Annotated in this window: 15 protein-coding genes; 9 read left to right on the top strand and 6 right to left on the bottom strand. The window is 43.4% G+C overall.

Annotation, left to right across the window (positions count from 1 at the left end):
* Positions 1 to 11 precede the first annotated feature (11 nt).
* Entirely contained in the window at positions 12 to 452 is a 441-nt protein-coding gene (locus tag NSS87_RS04050; protein ID WP_042184977.1) for a HEAT repeat domain-containing protein, read from the bottom strand.
* 227 nt (positions 453 to 679) lie between these two features.
* Here NSS87_RS04050 and NSS87_RS04045 point away from each other — a divergent pair, with 227 nt between their 5' ends.
* The 3 genes from NSS87_RS04045 to NSS87_RS04035 are packed head-to-tail and all read left to right on the top strand — an operon-like array spanning position 680 to position 3,713.
* A complete protein-coding gene (locus tag NSS87_RS04045; protein ID WP_042184975.1) occupies positions 680 to 1,168 on the top strand; it encodes a DUF4358 domain-containing protein in 489 nt (162 codons plus the stop codon).
* Between the two features lie 6 nt (positions 1,169 to 1,174).
* Positions 1,175 to 2,560, top strand: a complete 1,386-nt coding sequence (locus NSS87_RS04040) for an MBOAT family O-acyltransferase (protein WP_339244975.1) — start codon at positions 1,175 to 1,177, stop codon at positions 2,558 to 2,560.
* Positions 2,561 to 2,573: 13 nt separating this feature from the next.
* The gene (locus NSS87_RS04035; RefSeq protein WP_339244973.1) at positions 2,574 to 3,713 is read left to right on the top strand and encodes a DHHW family protein; all 1,140 of its coding nucleotides are present in this window, start codon (positions 2,574 to 2,576) and stop codon (positions 3,711 to 3,713) included.
* Between the two features lie 624 nt (positions 3,714 to 4,337).
* Here NSS87_RS04035 and NSS87_RS04030 read toward each other — a convergent pair.
* Genes NSS87_RS04030 through NSS87_RS04020 form a run of 3 tightly spaced genes read right to left on the bottom strand, consistent with a single transcriptional unit; the run spans position 4,338 to position 7,672 of the window.
* Positions 4,338 to 5,747 carry a HAMP domain-containing sensor histidine kinase gene (locus tag NSS87_RS04030; protein ID WP_339244970.1) on the bottom strand — a complete coding sequence of 470 codons (1,410 nt, stop codon included), beginning with the start codon at positions 5,745 to 5,747 and terminating at the stop codon, positions 4,338 to 4,340.
* Positions 5,731 to 6,378, bottom strand: coding sequence for a response regulator transcription factor (locus NSS87_RS04025; protein WP_076286170.1), 648 nt, complete (start codon positions 6,376 to 6,378; stop codon positions 5,731 to 5,733). Before NSS87_RS04025 ends, NSS87_RS04030 begins: the two co-directional genes overlap by 17 nt.
* Positions 6,379 to 6,388: 10 nt before the next feature.
* Positions 6,389 to 7,672, bottom strand: coding sequence for a cellulase family glycosylhydrolase (locus NSS87_RS04020; RefSeq protein ID WP_339244968.1), 1,284 nt, complete (start codon positions 7,670 to 7,672; stop codon positions 6,389 to 6,391).
* Positions 7,673 to 7,828: 156 nt separating this feature from the next.
* Here NSS87_RS04020 and NSS87_RS04015 point away from each other — a divergent pair, with 156 nt between their 5' ends.
* On the top strand, positions 7,829 to 8,272 hold the full coding sequence (locus tag NSS87_RS04015) for a hypothetical protein (protein WP_339244967.1): 444 nt from the start codon (positions 7,829 to 7,831) through the stop codon (positions 8,270 to 8,272).
* 81 nt (positions 8,273 to 8,353) lie between these two features.
* Here the strand turns inward: NSS87_RS04015 and gshAB are convergent, their stop codons facing one another.
* Both gshAB and NSS87_RS04005 read right to left on the bottom strand, forming a co-directional pair.
* Entirely contained in the window at positions 8,354 to 10,684 is a 2,331-nt protein-coding gene (gene gshAB, locus NSS87_RS04010; protein WP_339244965.1) for a bifunctional glutamate--cysteine ligase GshA/glutathione synthetase GshB, read from the bottom strand.
* 19 nt (positions 10,685 to 10,703) lie between these two features.
* On the bottom strand, positions 10,704 to 12,056 hold the full coding sequence (locus NSS87_RS04005) for an MATE family efflux transporter (RefSeq protein ID WP_339244964.1): 1,353 nt from the start codon (positions 12,054 to 12,056) through the stop codon (positions 10,704 to 10,706).
* Between the two features lie 219 nt (positions 12,057 to 12,275).
* Between NSS87_RS04005 and NSS87_RS04000 the strand changes: the two genes are divergently transcribed.
* The 5 genes from NSS87_RS04000 to NSS87_RS03980 all read left to right on the top strand — a co-directional run bounded on the left by NSS87_RS04000 (position 12,276) and on the right by NSS87_RS03980 (position 18,990).
* Positions 12,276 to 13,181 carry a winged helix-turn-helix domain-containing protein gene (locus tag NSS87_RS04000; RefSeq protein ID WP_339244963.1) on the top strand — a complete coding sequence of 302 codons (906 nt, stop codon included), beginning with the start codon at positions 12,276 to 12,278 and terminating at the stop codon, positions 13,179 to 13,181.
* A 113-nt stretch (positions 13,182 to 13,294) separates the two neighbouring features.
* The gene (locus tag NSS87_RS03995; RefSeq protein ID WP_339244960.1) at positions 13,295 to 14,569 is read left to right on the top strand and encodes an MFS transporter; all 1,275 of its coding nucleotides are present in this window, start codon (positions 13,295 to 13,297) and stop codon (positions 14,567 to 14,569) included.
* A 286-nt stretch (positions 14,570 to 14,855) separates the two neighbouring features.
* Complete coding sequence (locus NSS87_RS03990) at positions 14,856 to 16,829, top strand: serine hydrolase domain-containing protein (RefSeq protein WP_339244958.1); 1,974 nt, start codon at positions 14,856 to 14,858, stop codon at positions 16,827 to 16,829.
* A gap of 59 nt (positions 16,830 to 16,888) precedes the next feature.
* Complete coding sequence (locus NSS87_RS03985) at positions 16,889 to 17,566, top strand: response regulator transcription factor (RefSeq protein WP_042184959.1); 678 nt, start codon at positions 16,889 to 16,891, stop codon at positions 17,564 to 17,566.
* On the top strand, positions 17,563 to 18,990 hold the full coding sequence (locus NSS87_RS03980; RefSeq protein WP_339244956.1) for a HAMP domain-containing sensor histidine kinase: 1,428 nt from the start codon (positions 17,563 to 17,565) through the stop codon (positions 18,988 to 18,990). The genes NSS87_RS03985 and NSS87_RS03980 overlap by 4 nt, the downstream gene beginning before the upstream one ends.
* The last annotated feature ends 23 nt before the right edge of the window (positions 18,991 to 19,013 follow it).

The raw sequence follows: 19,013 nt of genomic DNA, 5'->3' as shown, positions 1-19,013 counted from the left end.
GTTGTCATCCTTTACTTGTTCGAGGAATTCCACATCTTCATCAGCCAAGCGTCAAAGTCAGCGCCCTTTTCGCCTTCGTAAATATCGTACACGTCGATTCTCATCTTCTTCAGTTTCTCTTTGAAATCTTCGTACGAATGATCTCTTGGCAAGCTCTTCTTGATTCTCAGGAGTATTTTGGATACGCCTTTTACTAGCTCCGGTTTATTCTTGGAAGGTGCTTTAACATCTTCGCCGAATGCCTTCAGTTTAAGGTAAGCCGCTTCTTGAACTGTATATACAGGATCGCTCTCCATTAAACGCGTCAGGATATCGATAATTTGTTTGTGGTTAGTCTGTCCCAGTTCTTCAACAGCTTCTAGACGGGCTCTCCAATCCGCAGAGCGGTTGGCAGCTTTCTTTAATTCCTCGTAATTCTCCGGTAGTCCATTATTGTTCAGTTCTTCGATCATTCCGTTCAATCCCCTTCTATTCAAAACTATCTATCTAACATTAACAGTATAACCAACCATTGCGCAAGCTAAGAGAGGAAGATCTTTGCATGACCTTTTCCTTCAAACATATTTCCACAAAATTGGGGTAAAGTATTCGAAAGAAAGTGTCCCGCAACATTCTATAGACTCTTTACGTTAGTTAACTAGAGAAACGTAGATCAAACACACCAAGGAGAGTGACCTAATTGAAAAAACATACCTTCATTCTAGCGTTAACTATTGTATTAAGTGTAATGCTTAGCGCCTGTTCCAGTAGTAACAATGAAGCCGTTGTCGAAACCAATCTGACGCCGAAAGAAATGATCGACGAGATGCTCGCAAAAGTGGAACAGCCTTCATTAATGGAAGTTGAAGAAGATATGGTGGCTCAGCTGTACCATCTAGCTCCATCATTACTTGAAGATTATAGCATTAGAATGCCAATGATGAATGTGAAAAGTAACGAAATTGCCATTTTAAAAGTTAAAGATGCAAAAGATATCTCTACTGTCGAAACCGCCGTCAAAGAGCGTGCGACTGATATTCAAAAGCAATTCGAACAATACCTTCCGGATCAGTATGAGAACGCCCAAAATTATAAGCTGGTCACAAAAGGCAATTACATCTTATTCGTGATTTCGGAGAGTGCTGATCAGCTGGTGACTGAATTTGATACCTTGTTTACTAAAAAATAATTAGCGATGGTATTCAGCAGCCTACTGTTCCTATTCCTGTTCCTGCCGGCTGTCCTTGCACTCTACTATGTTTCGCCTTGGCGAATCAAAAACCTCATATTGTTCTTAAGCAGTCTGGTGTTTTATGCTTGGGGCGAACCCGTCTACATTGTAATTATGTTGCTGTCCACCATTACGGATTACGGCTTTGGTCTACTTCTTAGTAGACCGAAGCTAACTAAGGTACAGCGCAAGTGGATTGTGGTTAGCTCTATGGTTATTAACCTGGGCTTATTGTCGTATTTCAAATATGCAGATTTTCTCATCCAAAATGTAAATGAACTCCTCGGTACTCATATCCCATTAACTGATTTACCACTACCTATTGGGATTTCGTTCTATACCTTTCAATCCATGTCGTACATCATTGACGTATACAGAGGAACTGCTAAAGCACAGCGAAATTGGATTGATTTCGGTACGTTTGTAGCCTTGTTCCCGCAATTAGTAGCCGGTCCTATCGTTCAATACAACACCATTGCAGAGCAATTACGAGCGCGTTCGGTGGATATCCCCATGTTCGCAGAGGGTGTACGAAGATTCATTATCGGACTAGCCAAAAAAGTGCTGCTTGCCAATAACATCGGTTTGCTCTGGCACACCATCTCCAGCTCCAATCTAGATTCCATGCCTGCTTTAACCGCCTGGATTGGCGTTATTGCATTTGCTTTTCAGATCTATTTTGATTTCAGTGGATATTCGGATATGGCGATTGGCCTCGGACTTATGTTCGGCTTCCGCTTTAACGAGAACTTCAACAAACCTTATATTTCACAGAGCATTACCGACTTCTGGCGGAGATGGCATATTTCCCTTAGCAGTTGGTTTCGTGACTACGTATATATCCCGCTTGGAGGCAACCGCCGGGGTTTAGGCATTCAAGTGCGCAATATCCTCATTGTCTGGCTGTTGACGGGAATCTGGCACGGGGCGAGCTGGAACTTTCTGTTCTGGGGATTATACTTTGGGGTCATTCTTATCTTTGAAAAATGGTGGGGACTAAAACTGCTGAGCCGTCTACCGCGCTGGACTAGGCATCTCTATTCCATTGTACTTATCCTCATCGGATGGGTCTTGTTTGCCTTTGAAGAACTTCCGTTGGTGCTGAGTTATTTGCAAGCGATGCTCGGTTTTAATGGCCAGCCATTGTGGAATAACACAACTTTATACTTCACTTACACAAACGCGATTCTACTTTTGGTACTCATATTAGCATCTGTACCTTTGAAACTCTCCAAGCGTATGGATGCTGAAACGATTCCTTCTCTGGTTTGGTATGGCGTGCTATTCTTCCTATCTGTCGCTTACTTAGTGGATGCTACCTTTAACCCATTCTTATATTTCCGATTCTAGGGGGTGATTGTTTATGAAGCAGAGAACGGATCGAATACTAGTGGTGGGATTTGTCGCGACGCTGTTTCTGGTGGGTATAACCTTTTTCTTACTGCCTGTTCAACGTTTCTCTGAGCTAGAAAACCGATATTTGCAAAGCGCTCCCCAACTGACATGGGACAATTTATTATCCCATACCTACGCGGAAGAGGCGGAAAGCTTCGTAACCGATCACTTCCCTTTTCGCGCCAAATGGGTATGGGTGAAATCGGCGATGGAGCAAATGAGGTTGCAGCAAGAAAATAACGGAATATATAAGGGGAAAGACGGCTACTTATTCGAAAAATTCGAGGCACCTGATCACAATAAGGTTCAGCAATATACAGCGGCTGTGAAGCGTTTTGCCGATAAAAATGCTGAAGCTAAAACGACCTTTCTGCTTGCGCCGACATCGGTAGGCTTGTACAACGAGCGTCTGCCCTGGTTAGCACCCGTATATTCGCAAGCCGAGGTGAATCAAACGATTGCTGAGGATGTAGGGAATAGCCTTACTTTTATAAATGGATTTAATGTTCTTGCTCCTCATGCCGCAGAGGACATTTATTATCGGACCGATCATCACTGGACAACCTACGGCGCTTATTTGGCTTATGTAGCTTATGCTAAAAGTCTGGGATGGCTGCCTCTATCCCAGAGCGAATTCGAGATTGAGACGGTAAGCGATTCGTTCCTTGGAAGCTACCATACGCGGAGTCAATTTAACGGAGTGGCGCCAGATTCCATTCAAGTGTATAAGCCTGTTCATGATGTATCCACCAAGATGCATATTGTAGATACGGGTGAGACTTTAACAAGTATGTACGATTCAAGCTATTTGGAGAAAAAAGATAAGTACTCTTATTTCCTAGGGGGCGTTCATGCCCTCATGAAAATCACAAGCCAGCTTGATCCTAAAGTGGTCAAACAGGAGAAGCTGCTCGTCATCAAGGACTCCTATGCGCATAGTGTCATCCCTTTTCTGGCTCAGCATGTGCATGAGATCCACGTGATCGACATCCGTTATTATAACGGGAGTATCAGTGATTATATGGCTCAAAATGATATTAAGGATGTATTGATGCTGTTTAATACGGCTACTTTTGTTGATAATTCTTCGATATTGAAGCTTAACTGATGGTAGGGCGATGAATATGGTGACGGGGCGTAACTGCGGGAAGTTTGGACTTTCGGTCGCTGTTGTCTCCAGATGTTTTTGATTTTACCGCTATCAGCGGATAACATCCGGAGACAAAGGCGAACGCTCCGCTCCTACAGTTCCAAAATTCCCTCCGTTACTTTCCACCATATTTATGGGTTAAATCTAAAAACCATTCACGATTATGTGTAGAATCGTGTCTCTGCCGATAGCTTTAAAGCGAATGAATCCTCCTTGAAGGAGTGCTTCATTTATTATGAGCTGCAATTCAATTCCACTAACGTTGCATTAAGCTTCACATCACACCACTTTGCGGATTAGGGAAATCCTTCCTAAAATTAGTCAATTATCTGCTCAATTTGTGACTTTCAAGGAAATCCTCCCTAATAAATACGAGAATACCCTCTTTATGAATGAAACACCCTGATAATTGGGGAGATTTTCCCTAATTATCGCTTGGAGCACGATTAATCTCACATAATTAGGGAGGTTTTCCCTAATCTAAACATTTAATCATTGATAGTGCCTGATACATCTTCATTGATTAAGAGTGAAAGAGTTGCAACAATAACTGAAGATTTCTTAAGGGACATTTTCCTCCCACTAGCAATTATTTTCTGTAACCACTACATCAAACCAAACACTAAAACTAATATACGAATCCTCTAATGTGGCTTCATATTTGAGATCATTCTTAGCTAGAATCTCCGCGACGATAGACAGGCCAAGTCCAGTTCCTGAGATTTCTTTATTCCGAGACTCCTCGATGACATAGAACGGGTCCCAAATATACGCTAGATGCTTCTCTTTTAGGCGCGTGGTTTTATTAGTAATGGTGAATTTCAAAGTGCCGAGCGTATCATTCACTACTGAGATGCCAAAGACATTCTCTTCCCCATATTTAATGGCATTACTAATTAAGTTGTTGAATACAATTTCTATCTGGCTGCTATCCTCCTCAACGATGGATCTTTCAACCGAATGGAAGTCGGTCTGTAAGATCAGGTTTTTATTTTTGAACGTAATATTATATTGTGAGATCACTTTGAGCAGAAGCTCTTTAAGATCGAATTTTTCTTTATGCACTACGGTCTTTTGGATCTTGGACAGCTTAATTAAGTAATCCACCATATCAGACGTATACTTCACCTGTTCCAAAATGATATCCGTATAGGTGCCATCATCCAGATCGTCTTGAATACCAATGGTATACGCTTGGATTAAGGATAACGGTGTTTTTACCTCGTGTGAAATGCTTGAGATCAGTGTGTTTAAGCTTTGATTTTTCTTCTCCAGCTCTGCATGGGCACTTTTCAGGCGCTGACTCATCTGGTTAATGCTCTTTGATAATTCTTCGATTTCATCCCCCGATTTAATCGTCACTTGTTTAAAATCAAGATTGGAGATATCCTTCGCCACATCCTGCAATTGCTCTAACGGAGTAATGATTTTCCTCGAAAAATAAGCCACTAACAGCAAACTGATAATAATCCCCAAAAGAATGGAATAGAAGCTGAATTGGTTTACGATGTTTAAAGCATCTGTATTGTGCACAACCACTGTGCCGATGAGGATTAAGCTACCATCCTGCTCATATATTTTCGTTAACAGGCTGGACTTCAATTTCCCCTGATTAAATAATAGATTCACCGTTTTTCCTTCATTTACCTTTTGCAAAACTTCTTCCGTAATCCAGAACTTATTAAGTGCCACTTTATCTTTGTACAACGCAAATTGAATGTTCTCGTTGATTATTGTTGCGCTTCCGTTGTTCTCAACCCTAACTATCGTTACATTGTTATTGTTCTCGATCGCTGTTTCTTTCTCCATGAGCTGATCCAGACTGAGATCCTTTACTTCGTCATATATGTCGTTAATTTTGGTTTTCATTTTGTAAAGGTAATAATCGGACGAGAAAAAATTGTGCAATGAATAGGACGTCCCAAACACAATCAGCAGAATAATACTTACCATAATCAATAACTTCGTGCTTATTTTATTGATTTTTATCATGGAAGCTGTACCCCATTCCCCTGTGTGTAATTACGTGGTCAGCCCCAATCTTATCGCGTAATCTTTTGATATGTGTATCCACGGTTCTCTCTTCACCAAGATAATCCATCCCCCAAACGGAAGATAACAAAGAATCTCTGGACAAAATCCGGCCTTTATTCTCATATAGGAAGGTTAGCAGTTCAAACTCTTTTTTATATAGGGACAGCTCCTCCCCATTCTTGAACACTTTTTTTCGCTCAAAATCAATTTCTAAATCCCGTATAGCAGCTACTTTTTCGGTACCCAGCATTTTTTTGATTCTCAGCATTAAGATCCGTGGATCGAATGGTTTTCTTATATATTCATCTGCACCGATATCTAATGCGCTAAATTCATCGTCATGGGAAGATCGAGCGGTCAACATGACCACCTTAACTAAACTAACCTGCTTGATTTCATTACACACCTCAATCCCGCTTCGCTTAGGCATCATCCAATCCAGTACCACAAGGTCGATCTTATTCGAAAAAAAGAGCTCCAGCGCCTCCTCCCCATCCGCTGCTACCCAAACGTTATAGCCCTCTTTTTCGAAATAAGTCTTCAATATAGTGGTCATGTGTTTCTCATCATCGGCAATTAGAATGTTCAAGTAGCATCATTTACTCCTTTCCTTCAAGTCCTTTCTTCAATACTTCCCATATTGGGCTATCGACTACTTTTCGAGGAGGCTGTTCGCCATTCTCTATCGCTTGCCAATATTCCCAGGTTGGGGGCTTACTTCCCAATTCATAATCCATACCGTCCCAAGTATCCTCGCGGAAAGCATAAAACGCCCAGTGCCAGCCGAAATCATCAAAAATCGAAATTAAATCAGCCATGTATTGATCTGCACCTTTTACTAATCGATTCGTTCCAAATTCTTCTGCAACAATCCGGTTTGCGGGGATGTTATTTTCCTTTGCCCACTGTGCAACAGGTTCCAGAAATTCCTTTAAGGCTTCCTTGTTAAAAACTTTTTCCGTTTTATCTTCTCCTACTTTTATCGTTCCAGGATATTCATAGGTTAACCCTTTTTTCTTATTTTGACTGGTTAGCTCGTAAGGCTCGTACATATGAAAAGCATACAACACATTTTCATCATCGATCGGTTTTAAATATTTAAAGGCCCAAGGCGTAGCATACAGCCCAGAATTTACGATAATTGGCGTCTTGGTATCTACGGTACGAATAGCGGTCACTATCGTCTCATATAAAAGATTCAAATCCGCAGGGGTGTTCTCTACTGAGCTATACCATTCGCTGTAATCCTGTGTCCAGAAGTCATTAAATCCCGTGGCGGTCTCTGGATGCGGCTCATTTATCAGGTTATAACCGATTACCGCAGGATGATCTTTCAACCGGCTTGCTAGATCCCTCCAAAACACTGCCGCTTGTTCATGATAACTGAAATCTTTCCATATCCGATCATCATTTTTGTAATTATTGAACTGCCTCCAGCGATCTCCGGGGAGACTGAGGACGGTCAGCACCACTTTGGAGCCCCGAGCCTCGGCTGCATCTAAGTCCGCTTTTAACTCGGCAAAATCCTCCTCAACAATCCCTTCATACTTATTTGCATTCCCTATTAGAAAATCTTTATCCGGGTTCGCATCCGGTTTGTCATTAAATAAAAAGTCACTGTCTTTTGCCCATTTATCTGGTGCCAAACGAATGAATTCAATATTCTGCTCTTTCGCAGCATCATAGTTTTCCGGTAAAGATTTTGAATTCATGAAATTGGTTCCTTTTCTCTGGCCATCCCAGAAGGCTAACTTCTCATTCCTTTCTTTCGTTTCTTCCTTCTTCTCTTCTTTCTTCAGTTCTGGATTGGCTTGCGGTGGTACCGAACTGCATCCGACAACCAACAATAAGATCAACACGATAAAAGCTTTAGAATTCTTCATTTTCTCACCTCGTAGCCTATCGTAGCGAATCTCTGTTACAAGAGTGTCACAAGGGGTGGGAATCAAGCCGTACAAGTAGGTAGCTGATGAATTTCATACGAATCCAAGAGTCGAACCTTACTCTCTCATATTCTATTTCTAGGAGGTGAGTATAATATGACCATTCAGTTTGTAGATTTAAGACTTTCCAACCAAGCTGCTTCCGATGCTACACCAGCAGTTATTCCACTAGCAGCGACTCCCCTTGTTTTTGGGGATATTGGTATTCAGACCGCAGGCGTATCGGCTGAAAATCAAGGCAATGTCCGCATACTTTTGACTGGATTTCTAAAAGTAGAAAACAATCCTCTTTTCAACACTAATACCGTTAATGTTCGTAGAAACGGAACCATCATTTTCACCACAACATTTGGTGTTGCAATCAGCAGAGAAAACGAGGCTTTCGGTTTTACAGCAGTAGATGTTCCACCACCAGCAGCGGTCGCAGCAGGTCAAATTCAGTACACGGCGGAGATCTTCACTAATGCTGCTGCAACAGATCCCTTTAATAATGTCCAAGCCAGAAACTTTAGCGGCGTTGCAGCAGCAGGTAACTTCTAGGATTAATATGCAGCGGGTGGATGAGCGAATTGTGTCGTTTAATAACAGAAGCTCAACCAAAAGTACTGGTTGAGCTTCTGTTCATTCTCCAAACAACAGATCCAAAATCCGTTCATCCGCTTGGCGGTTCTTGCCTTTATAAGGATAACAATGAATATGAATCGCTGGATTAAAATTGATCTCAATAATGCTGTAATTGGTACCCTTCGCCTCTTCCCTAATATTATCAATCATCATGTCTACTCCACAAATAGTGGCCCCTGCAGCTTTAGCTGATTGAATGGCTAGATCTTTATAGCTGTCCGGAATCTCATCAGTAAAGTCTAAGCTATCTCCACCGGTACTAATATTCGAATTCTCCCGCAGGTATATGATCTCATTCAATGGAGGAATATCGCTCCAAGTCATAGTGTGATTCTTCAAAAACATCTCTTCTGCTTCGCCAATCCGAATCTTCTCAAGCGGAGTTTTGTAGCCACGACCTCTTAGCGGATCCTTATTCTTTTCGTGGACCAGCTCTTCAATCGTATGTACACCATCACCGACCACATTCGCCGGAACCCGGTGCAATACTCCGACTACTTCATCACCCATGACTAGAAAACGATATTCTTTCCCCGTCATAAATTCCTCAAGCAGCACTGTTCGATCATGTTCGAAGGCGATTTCGAAGGCTTTTTGATAATCTTCTTTGGAGAAATCATCTGTAAAAATAGTAATGCCGAGTCCAAAGTTGGTTGATTTGGGTTTGATCACTATTCGCTTATTACGATAAGTTCCATATGCATTCATTGCCGCTTCCAGATCTCCAAATGCCTCACCTGAAGGAACACGAATGCCTTGTTGTTTGAGAACTTCCTTCGTAACAATTTTATTCTCCATAATTAGTACCGTGCTGTAAGAATCCAGGGATGTCTTCGTAGCCTGCTTAACGTATTCTTTATGACCGCCTTTCGTAAGTACAACAAAGTTCTCTTCCCGATCAAGCAATTGTAACTTAATCCCACGTTTAACTGCTGCCTTCAGTAGAAGCTGTGTAGATAGCTCCAAATCCTCATATCCTACAAATCGGTATCCATTTGCAAGACTTTCCTTAGCATATTGTTTGGCTTTATTCAGATGATATTTAATAAAAGAGGATTGTTGAACTTCCGACTTCACAATCCCTGCAAAGCTCTGATCTGGATTTAGAATCTTATCCTTAGCTCCGTTCAGAACGTTCGAGAACTGTTTATCCTCTGGGTTCAATAGCTGAATCATATCCTGCATTTCTTGCATACAAATTAAAGCCTTCTGTTCCATTGTCCCGCAAGAATCTCCGTAATCATGCAAACAGCCTTTGATCCCCTCCATGATCAATTGATCATGATTAAGATTCGCCATCTTCTGATCCTCTACTCCGAACGGTTCATCCTCTTTTAATAGCATATACAGGATAAACAGATGAATGAAAGTCATTGATTCTTTGCTAATTCCTATTTTATAGAGTGGATTGAGATCAATAAAACGAAGCTCCAAATAGGCAATCCCATCCTGCAGCAGCTCCTCTAACGGATGTTTACCTCTTGCCGTCTTCACTCTAACCGGGCTATAGAACTCTTTTACACTTAATAATTCTTCCGATTCAATCAACGCTTGTAAATCATGTACATATTCGGTAAGCGAGTCAAAAGATACATAGAGAGGCTTTTCATTCCGATACCCGCATTCGCTATTTCGCAGGGAATTCATATTCAGATAGTAGAAGCTTTTTTCATCATCTGATTCACCACGTGCCACACATTGCTCCATATAAGTCTTATCAAAAACAGGACTAGCACCTGTTAAATAGATTAGAAGCCAGCGGTATCGCAATAGGTTGCGGGCTATTTTTAAATAAGTAGCATCTTTGAAATCTTTAAAACTCTCTTGTGGATCAGCGATATCATGAAGCTTTTTTAGAAATTGTTCATCAAAAGAGAAATTATAATGGATCCCACTCAGCAATTGTCTTTTACGACCATACTTATCGGCTAACTGATGTCTATACTCGTCCTCTACCGGATTACCCATTTTGGCAATAGGAATTTCCTTATCATTCGGCAGCATGGGAGGATTACTACTCGGCCACAGATATTCTTCATTAAGCTCTAGCGACACAATATCCTGCAGCGCCTCCAGAAAGTTATAAGTCTCTTCAATAGAATCAAAAGAGGGTGTCACCATTTCAACCTGACTCTCTGAGAAGTCCGTTTGAATGTAGGGGTTCTCCAGCTTGTTTCCAAAGACTTTTGGATGTGGTGTCAGCGCAAGTCTTCCCTCTGGATCCACTCTGACATTTTCTTTTTCCAGTCCAAAATCTCCGTGAAAAATCTCCTTAATCAAATGGTTATCCTTTAAAAGCTGTATGAGTTTACGATTTAATAAAGCCATTCCTACGCTCATCCTTTGCTTAGTAATTTGCCTGCTGTTTATTCATTCTGAACAAAGATCTTCTAAACCAGAACACAAGAATAACACCCTTAAACACACTGCTTAGCGCAATCGACATCCACACCCCATTCAAGCCAAAAGGTTCGGATAAGAGTAAGGCTAGTGGAATTCGGAGTGCAGTAAATGAAATACTAAAGATCGGTGGGATGTGGGTTTGACCCATGCCGTTAAAAGCACCTACTGTCATCAATTCCATACACATGAATAATTGTGAGTAACCGATGATCCGCATATAATCTGCGCCCAATTCCAAACTTGTCTGGTCTGATAAAAACAATGAAAATAGCTGCTGCGGGAACGCAAAAAATATAAGCGACACGATCACGCCAAAAATGGAGGTTAAAATTAAGGCCTGACGATACCCCTGCCTAATACGATCGAAGCGACATGCTCCATAATTTTGACCAAAAAAGGCAGCAATAGCTCCCTGTAGTCCGCCAATGGTCATATAGGAAATGGATTCAATTTGGATTCCTACTTTTTGAACCGCAATAGCATCCGCTCCAAATCGTACAATGATCTTGGCAATGATGATCGATATGATCGTAAAGGTGACCCGTTGGATCGTTATCGGTAGCCCCATGCGGATGACTTCTTTCATTTGACGACTGTCCCACGCGGATGTGTTTGAAATGAGTTCTGACTTTCTTGTCTTCACGATAAAAAGAGCCGTAACCAAAATGTTCGCCGTTAATGTTGCAATAGCTGCCCCCGCTACTCCCCATCCTTCAAAACTGCCCCAGCCAAAAATCAAAAATGGATCAAGGACAATATTAACCATAAGACCAATGGAGAAGATCTGAAACGGTTGTTTACTATTTCCCATAGCGTTTAAGAGAGTTGCGAATAACGTATTCACGATGGAAAATACCGATCCAAATATCGAAATCACTAGAAATTGACTAGCCATCCGCTCTACTTCATCACTTCCAAGATCAAAAAAACCAATCAACTGATTCTTGGTTAGTAGCACTAAACTCATATAGAGAAGCCCTAATAAAATAGACATCATAAATCCGTTCTTTATATAAGATTTAGCCTTCTCTAACTGACCAGATCCCATACAATGCGCCACCTTAATCCCTGTGCCGATCGTAACCATAGTCGATAAAGCAATCGCTAGATTAATGAAAAAACTCGCTGTACCAATCGCGGCAACCGGACCACTTCCTAATCTTCCAACCCAAATCATATCGACTAGACCATAAGTAGTAGAGATGAAATTCGTCGCAATAATCGGAAGCGTTAATTTCATTAAGGTAGGCATAATAGGACCCTGAGTCAAATCGTTTGTGTCCTTCAAGTCCTTCAAGTCTAATTACACCTTCTTCATCTAATTTCAAATCCATTATATAACCACACACTTATATAAACAATTGATTATGTGTGAACAATATGTTGAGTTCGGATTTTTCGGTGAAATGGCTATTGAAAAGAACGATTAGTTCGTTTAGAATAAAACCAACGATAAGTTCTATATTTATAGAACTAATAACAAGTTCAGTATTTCACTGAAAGAATGGAGCAGCTCTTGGATTATAAAGTAGAGGTCGATTTTGCACCCATGTATGAATGTGTTAGTAGTATGACTGCTTTTTTAAGTAAGCAGAACCATACTGCCATGGATTCCGGTAAGCTCTGGGTACGCGATGTTCAAGCCAGATTCGCGCCAATGCTGCTACGTAAAATGCAGGAAGTCGTTAAGAAACTTGATGATTTCAGTTTGGCTCCCTATATTTGGTGCTGTCCGGGAGAGCGTTCGGTAGAGGGGTTTTTGGAGTGGTTCGATGGTTTATCTTCGGGCGAACTGTATGAAATATCCGGACGTTTCGGCCAATCGGTCCCTTCCAATCTTGCGGAGCTTAGGGACACTGCCGCTGACATCCTCCGCGAATGGAACTCAGGTTACTTCAGTGGAATCGATCCTAATATCATCAAAGGGCTTGAGCAAGAAGCCGAATCAAGACGCGCGATGCTAAGCGGGAACAATGATATGGAAGTCTTTGAAGCAGCTACTGCTGGAATGCGCCTTTATCCAACCGAACATCTGAAGCAGGTCATTATCATTCCGCAATATCATGCTCGTCCACTGGTTACGACCGCTATGTATGATGAATTCGTATTCACCAGCTACTCTTGTGATGTTCTCCCTCCGGAAGCTGGACGGCCTGCGCCTGCATTACTCCGCCTTACCCGTGCGTTGTCAGATGAGACCCGGCTGTATATCCTTCGTTTGCTCACAGGCAAGCAGCTCAATTTCACAGAAATCGTGCGTGAGGTAGGACTTTCTAAAAGCACAATCCACTACCATCTTATCGCACTGCGTGCAGCTGGGCTGGTCATTGTCCATACCAATGTTAGAAACGCATCGTACAGCCTGCGATTAGAAGCGTTAAACGGGCTGCCTCAGCAGATTGGGGCGTATCTGGAGAGTTAAGCATAAACGGCTTAGGCGTCCTTATAAGGACGGTAAGCGTATTTGCGAGAAATATAAGATAGTATAGGTGCAAAACTTATACTTTCTTATTTTAAGAAAGGAGCTACCAAGCAATGATAAAACGCAGCTATTATGGTCTACTCTCGACCATTACATTAAGCGCTTTTGGGGATGCTTTTGGCTTACTGGCTATGGAATGGCTCGTCTATGAGCTAACCGGTTCTAAGCTAGCGATGGGAGCACTCGCGCTCAGTTCCGGCATACCTGAGCTGCTGTTGCGCTTGCTCGGTTCACCGTTGTCCGATCGGCTGCACCGGATCCGTTTTATGGCCTGCTTGGCAGCCATTCGCTTGCTGGCTATAGCACTGCCACTCGGCATGGGCCTGGCTGGCCAATTGCAGCTGTGGCATCTGTTTGTCGCCGCGGGTCTCAGCGGATCTTGCGCCGCATTGTTCATGCCAACAGCGATGGCTGTTATTCCTGGCGTTGCCGACAGCCGGAAGCTGGTGCGAGCTTTTGCTATCATTGATGGCAGCAAAAGCGCAGCAGTCCTGCTGGGGCCTGCCTTAGCAGGTGCGTTGACCGCTGCTAGTGGAGCGCTGCCCGCCCTTGGCATCAACATGATATGTTATGCAGCCGCCATCACTACCTTGCTGTGCTTACAAAAGCTACCGAAACCTTCTCCAGCCCCAGGTAGTTTCTCCATCACCGTTTACGTTCGCGAGATAGCCGAGGGTTTTACCTTCTATAAACAATTTCCTGCAATGCTTACGATTATGATCATGGCCTCCATCAGTAATTTAAGCTCAATTGCCGTCTGGACGATGATGGTCCCTTTTGTACGCGAAGTGCTCCACCGCGATGCGGCCACGATGGGCACGCTAAGTACAGTTTTCGCACTGGGAACCTTAGTCGGGCTAAGTGTGATTTCCATGATAGGGGAAATTAAAAAAAGACGGCTTGTCATGCTTAGCAGTCTGGGGACCATAGGTTTAGTGACTACCTTATGGGGGTTATTCCCTAGTTTTTCTTTTGCTCTCGCCGCTGTATTTGCTACTGGGACGTTAGGTCCCTTCTTCGGTTCCTTAAGCTCTTCACTCCATGGACGTCTAGTTCCGAGCCATCTGCAAGGAAGAGTCAATTCTATTCGCTTTCTGATCGGTGGCGGCTTGCAGCCTTTTGGTGCTTTTGCCGGTGGCGCGATTGCCCAGCATTATGGGGTGCCCTCACTTTTTGTAATCGCCGGACTGCTTCCAATGCTCTGTGCTAGCGCAGCCTTGCTGCTCCCCGGACTAAAAGCGCTGGATGGTGACCTTTCCACCCTTGAGGCTACCCATAGGCGACTCGTTGTGGAAGTTCCGTCACAAGGTGTTGTAACTGAACGATAAGTGGGGATATGTAGAAGAGTTCACTGATTCTAATAGAAACAGCGGTAGTTTAGGACAAGGAAATCCCGTCCTAAACTACCGCTGTTTATTTTAATTTATCAGGCAAAAAAGGAAACTGGAATTTCAATTTTTTCATAATAGACTACCCTCTGTCGTTGAAGGCGGCGGATAGCAGTCTGTTTTTTTATTGTCTTGTTAACGTTCCATTCACACTACTCTGATAATGTCTATAAGCGTTAGGTGGATGATCATCCAAACCCAATAAATGATGATGCGGAGGATAATAATGTTAACTTCTTTTAAAAAAAGACTAATCGTTGGTCTAACCCTATTGGCTGTGATTAGTGCCGGATTAGGCGCAAGCCTGGTGTTGCCCGGGAACCAGGCATCGGCCGAGACCAAAACGGATCAAACCGTGCTACCCATAACTCAGACTGAAGTACCCGCCAATCTCGATGATACCGCGAGTCTGACTGCCTTCGTTAATGGCATTATGGAACAAGATATGAATCGGCTGCAAATTCCGGGAGCGGTCATCTCGATCGTAAAGGACAACAAGATTATTTTGGCCAAAGGTTATGGCAGTTCCAATCTGGAAAAGGAAGCACCCGTTGACCCGACAACCAGCATGTTTCGAATCGCTTCAACGACAAAGCTCTTCACCTGGACAGCGGTGATGCAACTGGTCGAGCAAGGCAAAATTGATCTAGACACGGATATTAACACCTACCTGAAATCAGTGAAGATCCCTGCTACTTATCCTGAACCTATCACTATGCGCCATTTGATGACACATACAGCAGGGTTCGAAGAAGGTGGAGTTGGTTATCAAATCACTACAGACCCTGCCAAATTGCCGGGGTCAATCTCGGAAACACTCAATAAGCATATGTTGGCACGAGTAAGACCACCCGGACAGATAAGTTCTTATTCGAACTACGGTGCTACACTCGCAGGTCTAATTGTAGAGGAAGTTAGCGGTGTTCCTTACAATGATTATATAAAGAAATATATTTTTGATCCGCTCGACATGAAATATTCGACTGTAGTAGAACCTTTACCGGAGTCATTCATGCCCAACAAAGTTGTGGGGTACAACAGCGAGAACGGCAGTTTTATTCCAGGCACACCTACCTTCGAGGGCGGTTTTCGTCCTGCCGGCTCGGGTACCGTATCTGCAGTAGATATGGCGCATTTCATGATCGCCCATCTGCAGAACGGCAAATATGGTGACCAGCAGATTCTGAGACCCGAGACGGCAGAACTAATGCATTCAACGGCGTTTCAATTTGATAAACGTCTGCCGGGAGTGGATCTTGGGTTCGCAGAGAAACAAATCAATGGGCTCACGCTGATCACTCATGGTGGTTCTGACCCCATGTTTAATACGGGATTGTATCTTGTGCCTGCCAAGCATGTAGGCATCTTTGTATCCTACAGCGGAGGTGAGGGCGGTGATTCCGCAGAAGACCTCATCCAAGCCTTTTTCAACCGTTACTACCCTGCTCCTGATGCGAGTCAGCCTGAATTCATCGCTTCTGATGAATCTATTCAGAAATATGCAGGAGCCTATCAATTTACACGCCGAAACATCAGTGATATTGATAAGTTTTTCAACTTTTTCGCTCAGCTGAATGTCTCGGTTGAGGATAATAAGCTATCCTTGGGAAGTGGTAGTGAACAACAATTGTATAGAGAAGTCGGTCCGAATATGTTCCAACTCGAGGGAGGTACCGAACAAATTGCCTTCCGTACGAATGAGTCCGGTAAGGTTACACATATGATCTTAGGGATGGTACCGGATATGCCGCTGGAGCGTACGCCTCTCTTGGATCAAAATAAATTTTGGCTTATCGTCCTAGGGTTCTTGGGGTTGATTTTCATCACTTCATTGCTCGGACTAATCTTCTCCAGACGCAAGATCAAGGCGATGACGCCACCTGAAAAGTGGGCCATCCGCCTATCTGCGGGAACTGCTGGCTGGGCGCTGCTATCTTTCGTCACGATATTTATGGTGGTTATGTCCATGGACATGATGCAGAAGTTCAGCGGGATCAGTCTTTCGCTTTCTCTCAGTTTAGTTATGCCAATCATTTTGGTTGGTCTGACTTTAGCTTTACTAATCTCGGCTATACTGGTTTGGAAGAATAAATACTGGACAGCTTTCAAGCGTGTGCATTATACGTTAGTGACGCTTTCGGCTGTGGCGATGACTCTGTTCTTCTACTATTGGAACCTGTTGGGTTGGCAGTTCGGATAACACCATTACTTGCCAAGTACAAATCAGATATAATGAAAGCTTAATAGAGGAGGAAAATCGTGGCTACTATACTTATCGCTGATGATGATGATAACATCCGAAAGCTAATGTCTTTATTTTTGCGAAAAGAAGGTTTTGACCTCAAAGAAGCCAGGGATGGTACCAAAGCTCTGTCCATTATACAGAACTCGCGTGTCGATCTCGTCATTCTAGATATTATGATGCCAGGATTGGATGGTTGGGATCTATGCAGAGAAATCAGGCGCTGGGATGCCAACATCCCCCTCCTCATGGTGACGGCTAAAGCGGAATCCGCACACAAAGTGAAAGGCTTTCAACTTGGTACGGATGACTATCTAACGAAACCATTTGATCCGCTTGAATTGGTAATGCGAGTAAAAGCTTTGCTTAAACGCTCGTTGGTCGTCTCTTCCCAGTCTGTGCAGTTGGGCAATGTGACGCTCAACCGGCGCACTTTTCAGGTCACGCGTGGTGAAGAACCGGTCACAATTCCTTTGAAGGAATTTGAGCTGCTGTTTCTGCTGGCCAGTCATCCTGGGCAAATCTTCACAAGAGAACAATTGATCCTTCAAATCTGGGGATTAAATTATGAAGGAGACGGCCGGACTGTAGATGTGCATATAAGTCGGTTGAGGGAGAAATTCAGCGGCAAAGGCGAGCAATTCCAAATCGAAACGGCCCGCGGTCTGGGATATCGGCTGATCCCTACGCCATGATCAAGACGTTATATGTACGCGTCATTCTCACGTTTCTAGGCATCATTATCTTTAGTCTAATCTGTTCCTTTTTCATTGGCTTGTATGTCTTTCAGAAACAGATAAGTTATGAGGGACAGAATGAAATGATCGTAGTGGGAAAAGAGATCATTCACCGCTATGATGACGCCAAACCTAAAGATACGGACGAGTTCCTGAATAGTATGGTTAAGGTATCTGCACACCCTATCCACCTGTACAATCATGCCGGAGAACATACCTTTTATGGGCTCAAGAAGGGTAGTCCGGCTGTCACTGTCCCCCCCGAAGCTGTCAAACAAGTACTACAAGGAAAGCTCTACCGTTCCTCCGCGGAAGATAAGGATATTTTTATCGGGATGCCCTTTATGTTGAACGGGGAGTGGCGTGCGATGTTCTTGCAGTATTCTGCTGAGAACGAAAATATCGTCAATCGGATGGTGCTCTTTGTGCTTTTGCTCGTGCTTTTGCTGGGTAGCGTATGCATTCTTATTGCCGCCAGATATTTGGTGGAGCCGATCAAAGCACTGACGAATGCGACAAAAAGACTGGCCAAGGGTGATTTCGAGGTGGAGCTTAAAGTGAACCGAATAGATGAAATCGGGGAATTGACACAAAGCTATGTGGAGATGGCAGGGGAGCTGAAGCAGTTGGAACAAATGAGGCAGGATTTCGTATCCAACGTTTCTCATGAAATCCAGACACCGCTTACGTCCATTTCCGGCTTTGCCAAGGCGTTGCAGAACCATGATTTGATCGTGGAAGAGGAACGCAGCGAATATCTTGATATCATCATTGCGGAGAGTGAACGTCTGTCGAGGCTAAGTGATAATTTACTGAAGCTCGCTTCCCTGGATTCTGAACATCATCCCTTCAACGCAAGTCCCTTCAATCTTGACGAGCAGATTAGAACCATCGTTGTGACCTGTGAGCCCCAATGGTCAGCCAAAGGCATCGTTATCGATCTAGAGCTGCCGGAAGCGGTCAAAATTAAGGGTGATGAAGATCAGCTGAAGCAAGTATGGATGAATTTGCTCAGCAACAGCATCAAATTCACACCGGTAGGCGGGAATATCCGCATCAGTATAGATAGTAGTGCAGCAGAAGTATCCGTCACCGTCAGCGATAATGGAATCGGGATGTCCCCGGAAGAGTTCAACGCCGTATTCCAAAGATTTTATAAAATAGACAAATCGCGGAACGGAAACAACAATGGCAACGGTCTCGGACTTGCGATCGTTAAAAAAATTGTCTCTCTGCATCAAGGAAGGATAGAGGTAGACAGTGCTATCGGAGAGGGAACGACTATTATCGTTAGGTTGCCCGTCTCCCCGCCTGCTCCCAGCCGAAAGAGCCTTAAGCCCTTTGAAGATGCCTCAGCGCCTATGGATATCGTAAGGGAATAATCAAAAAACAGGCGATACCGGTA

It is taken from the genome of Paenibacillus sp. FSL F4-0243 (assembly GCF_037963295.1).
In the GTDB taxonomy this organism is placed as follows: domain Bacteria; phylum Bacillota; class Bacilli; order Paenibacillales; family Paenibacillaceae; genus Paenibacillus_AQ.
Note: the sequence above shows the minus strand (reverse complement) of the source record. Positions and strands in the feature narration are given on the sequence as shown.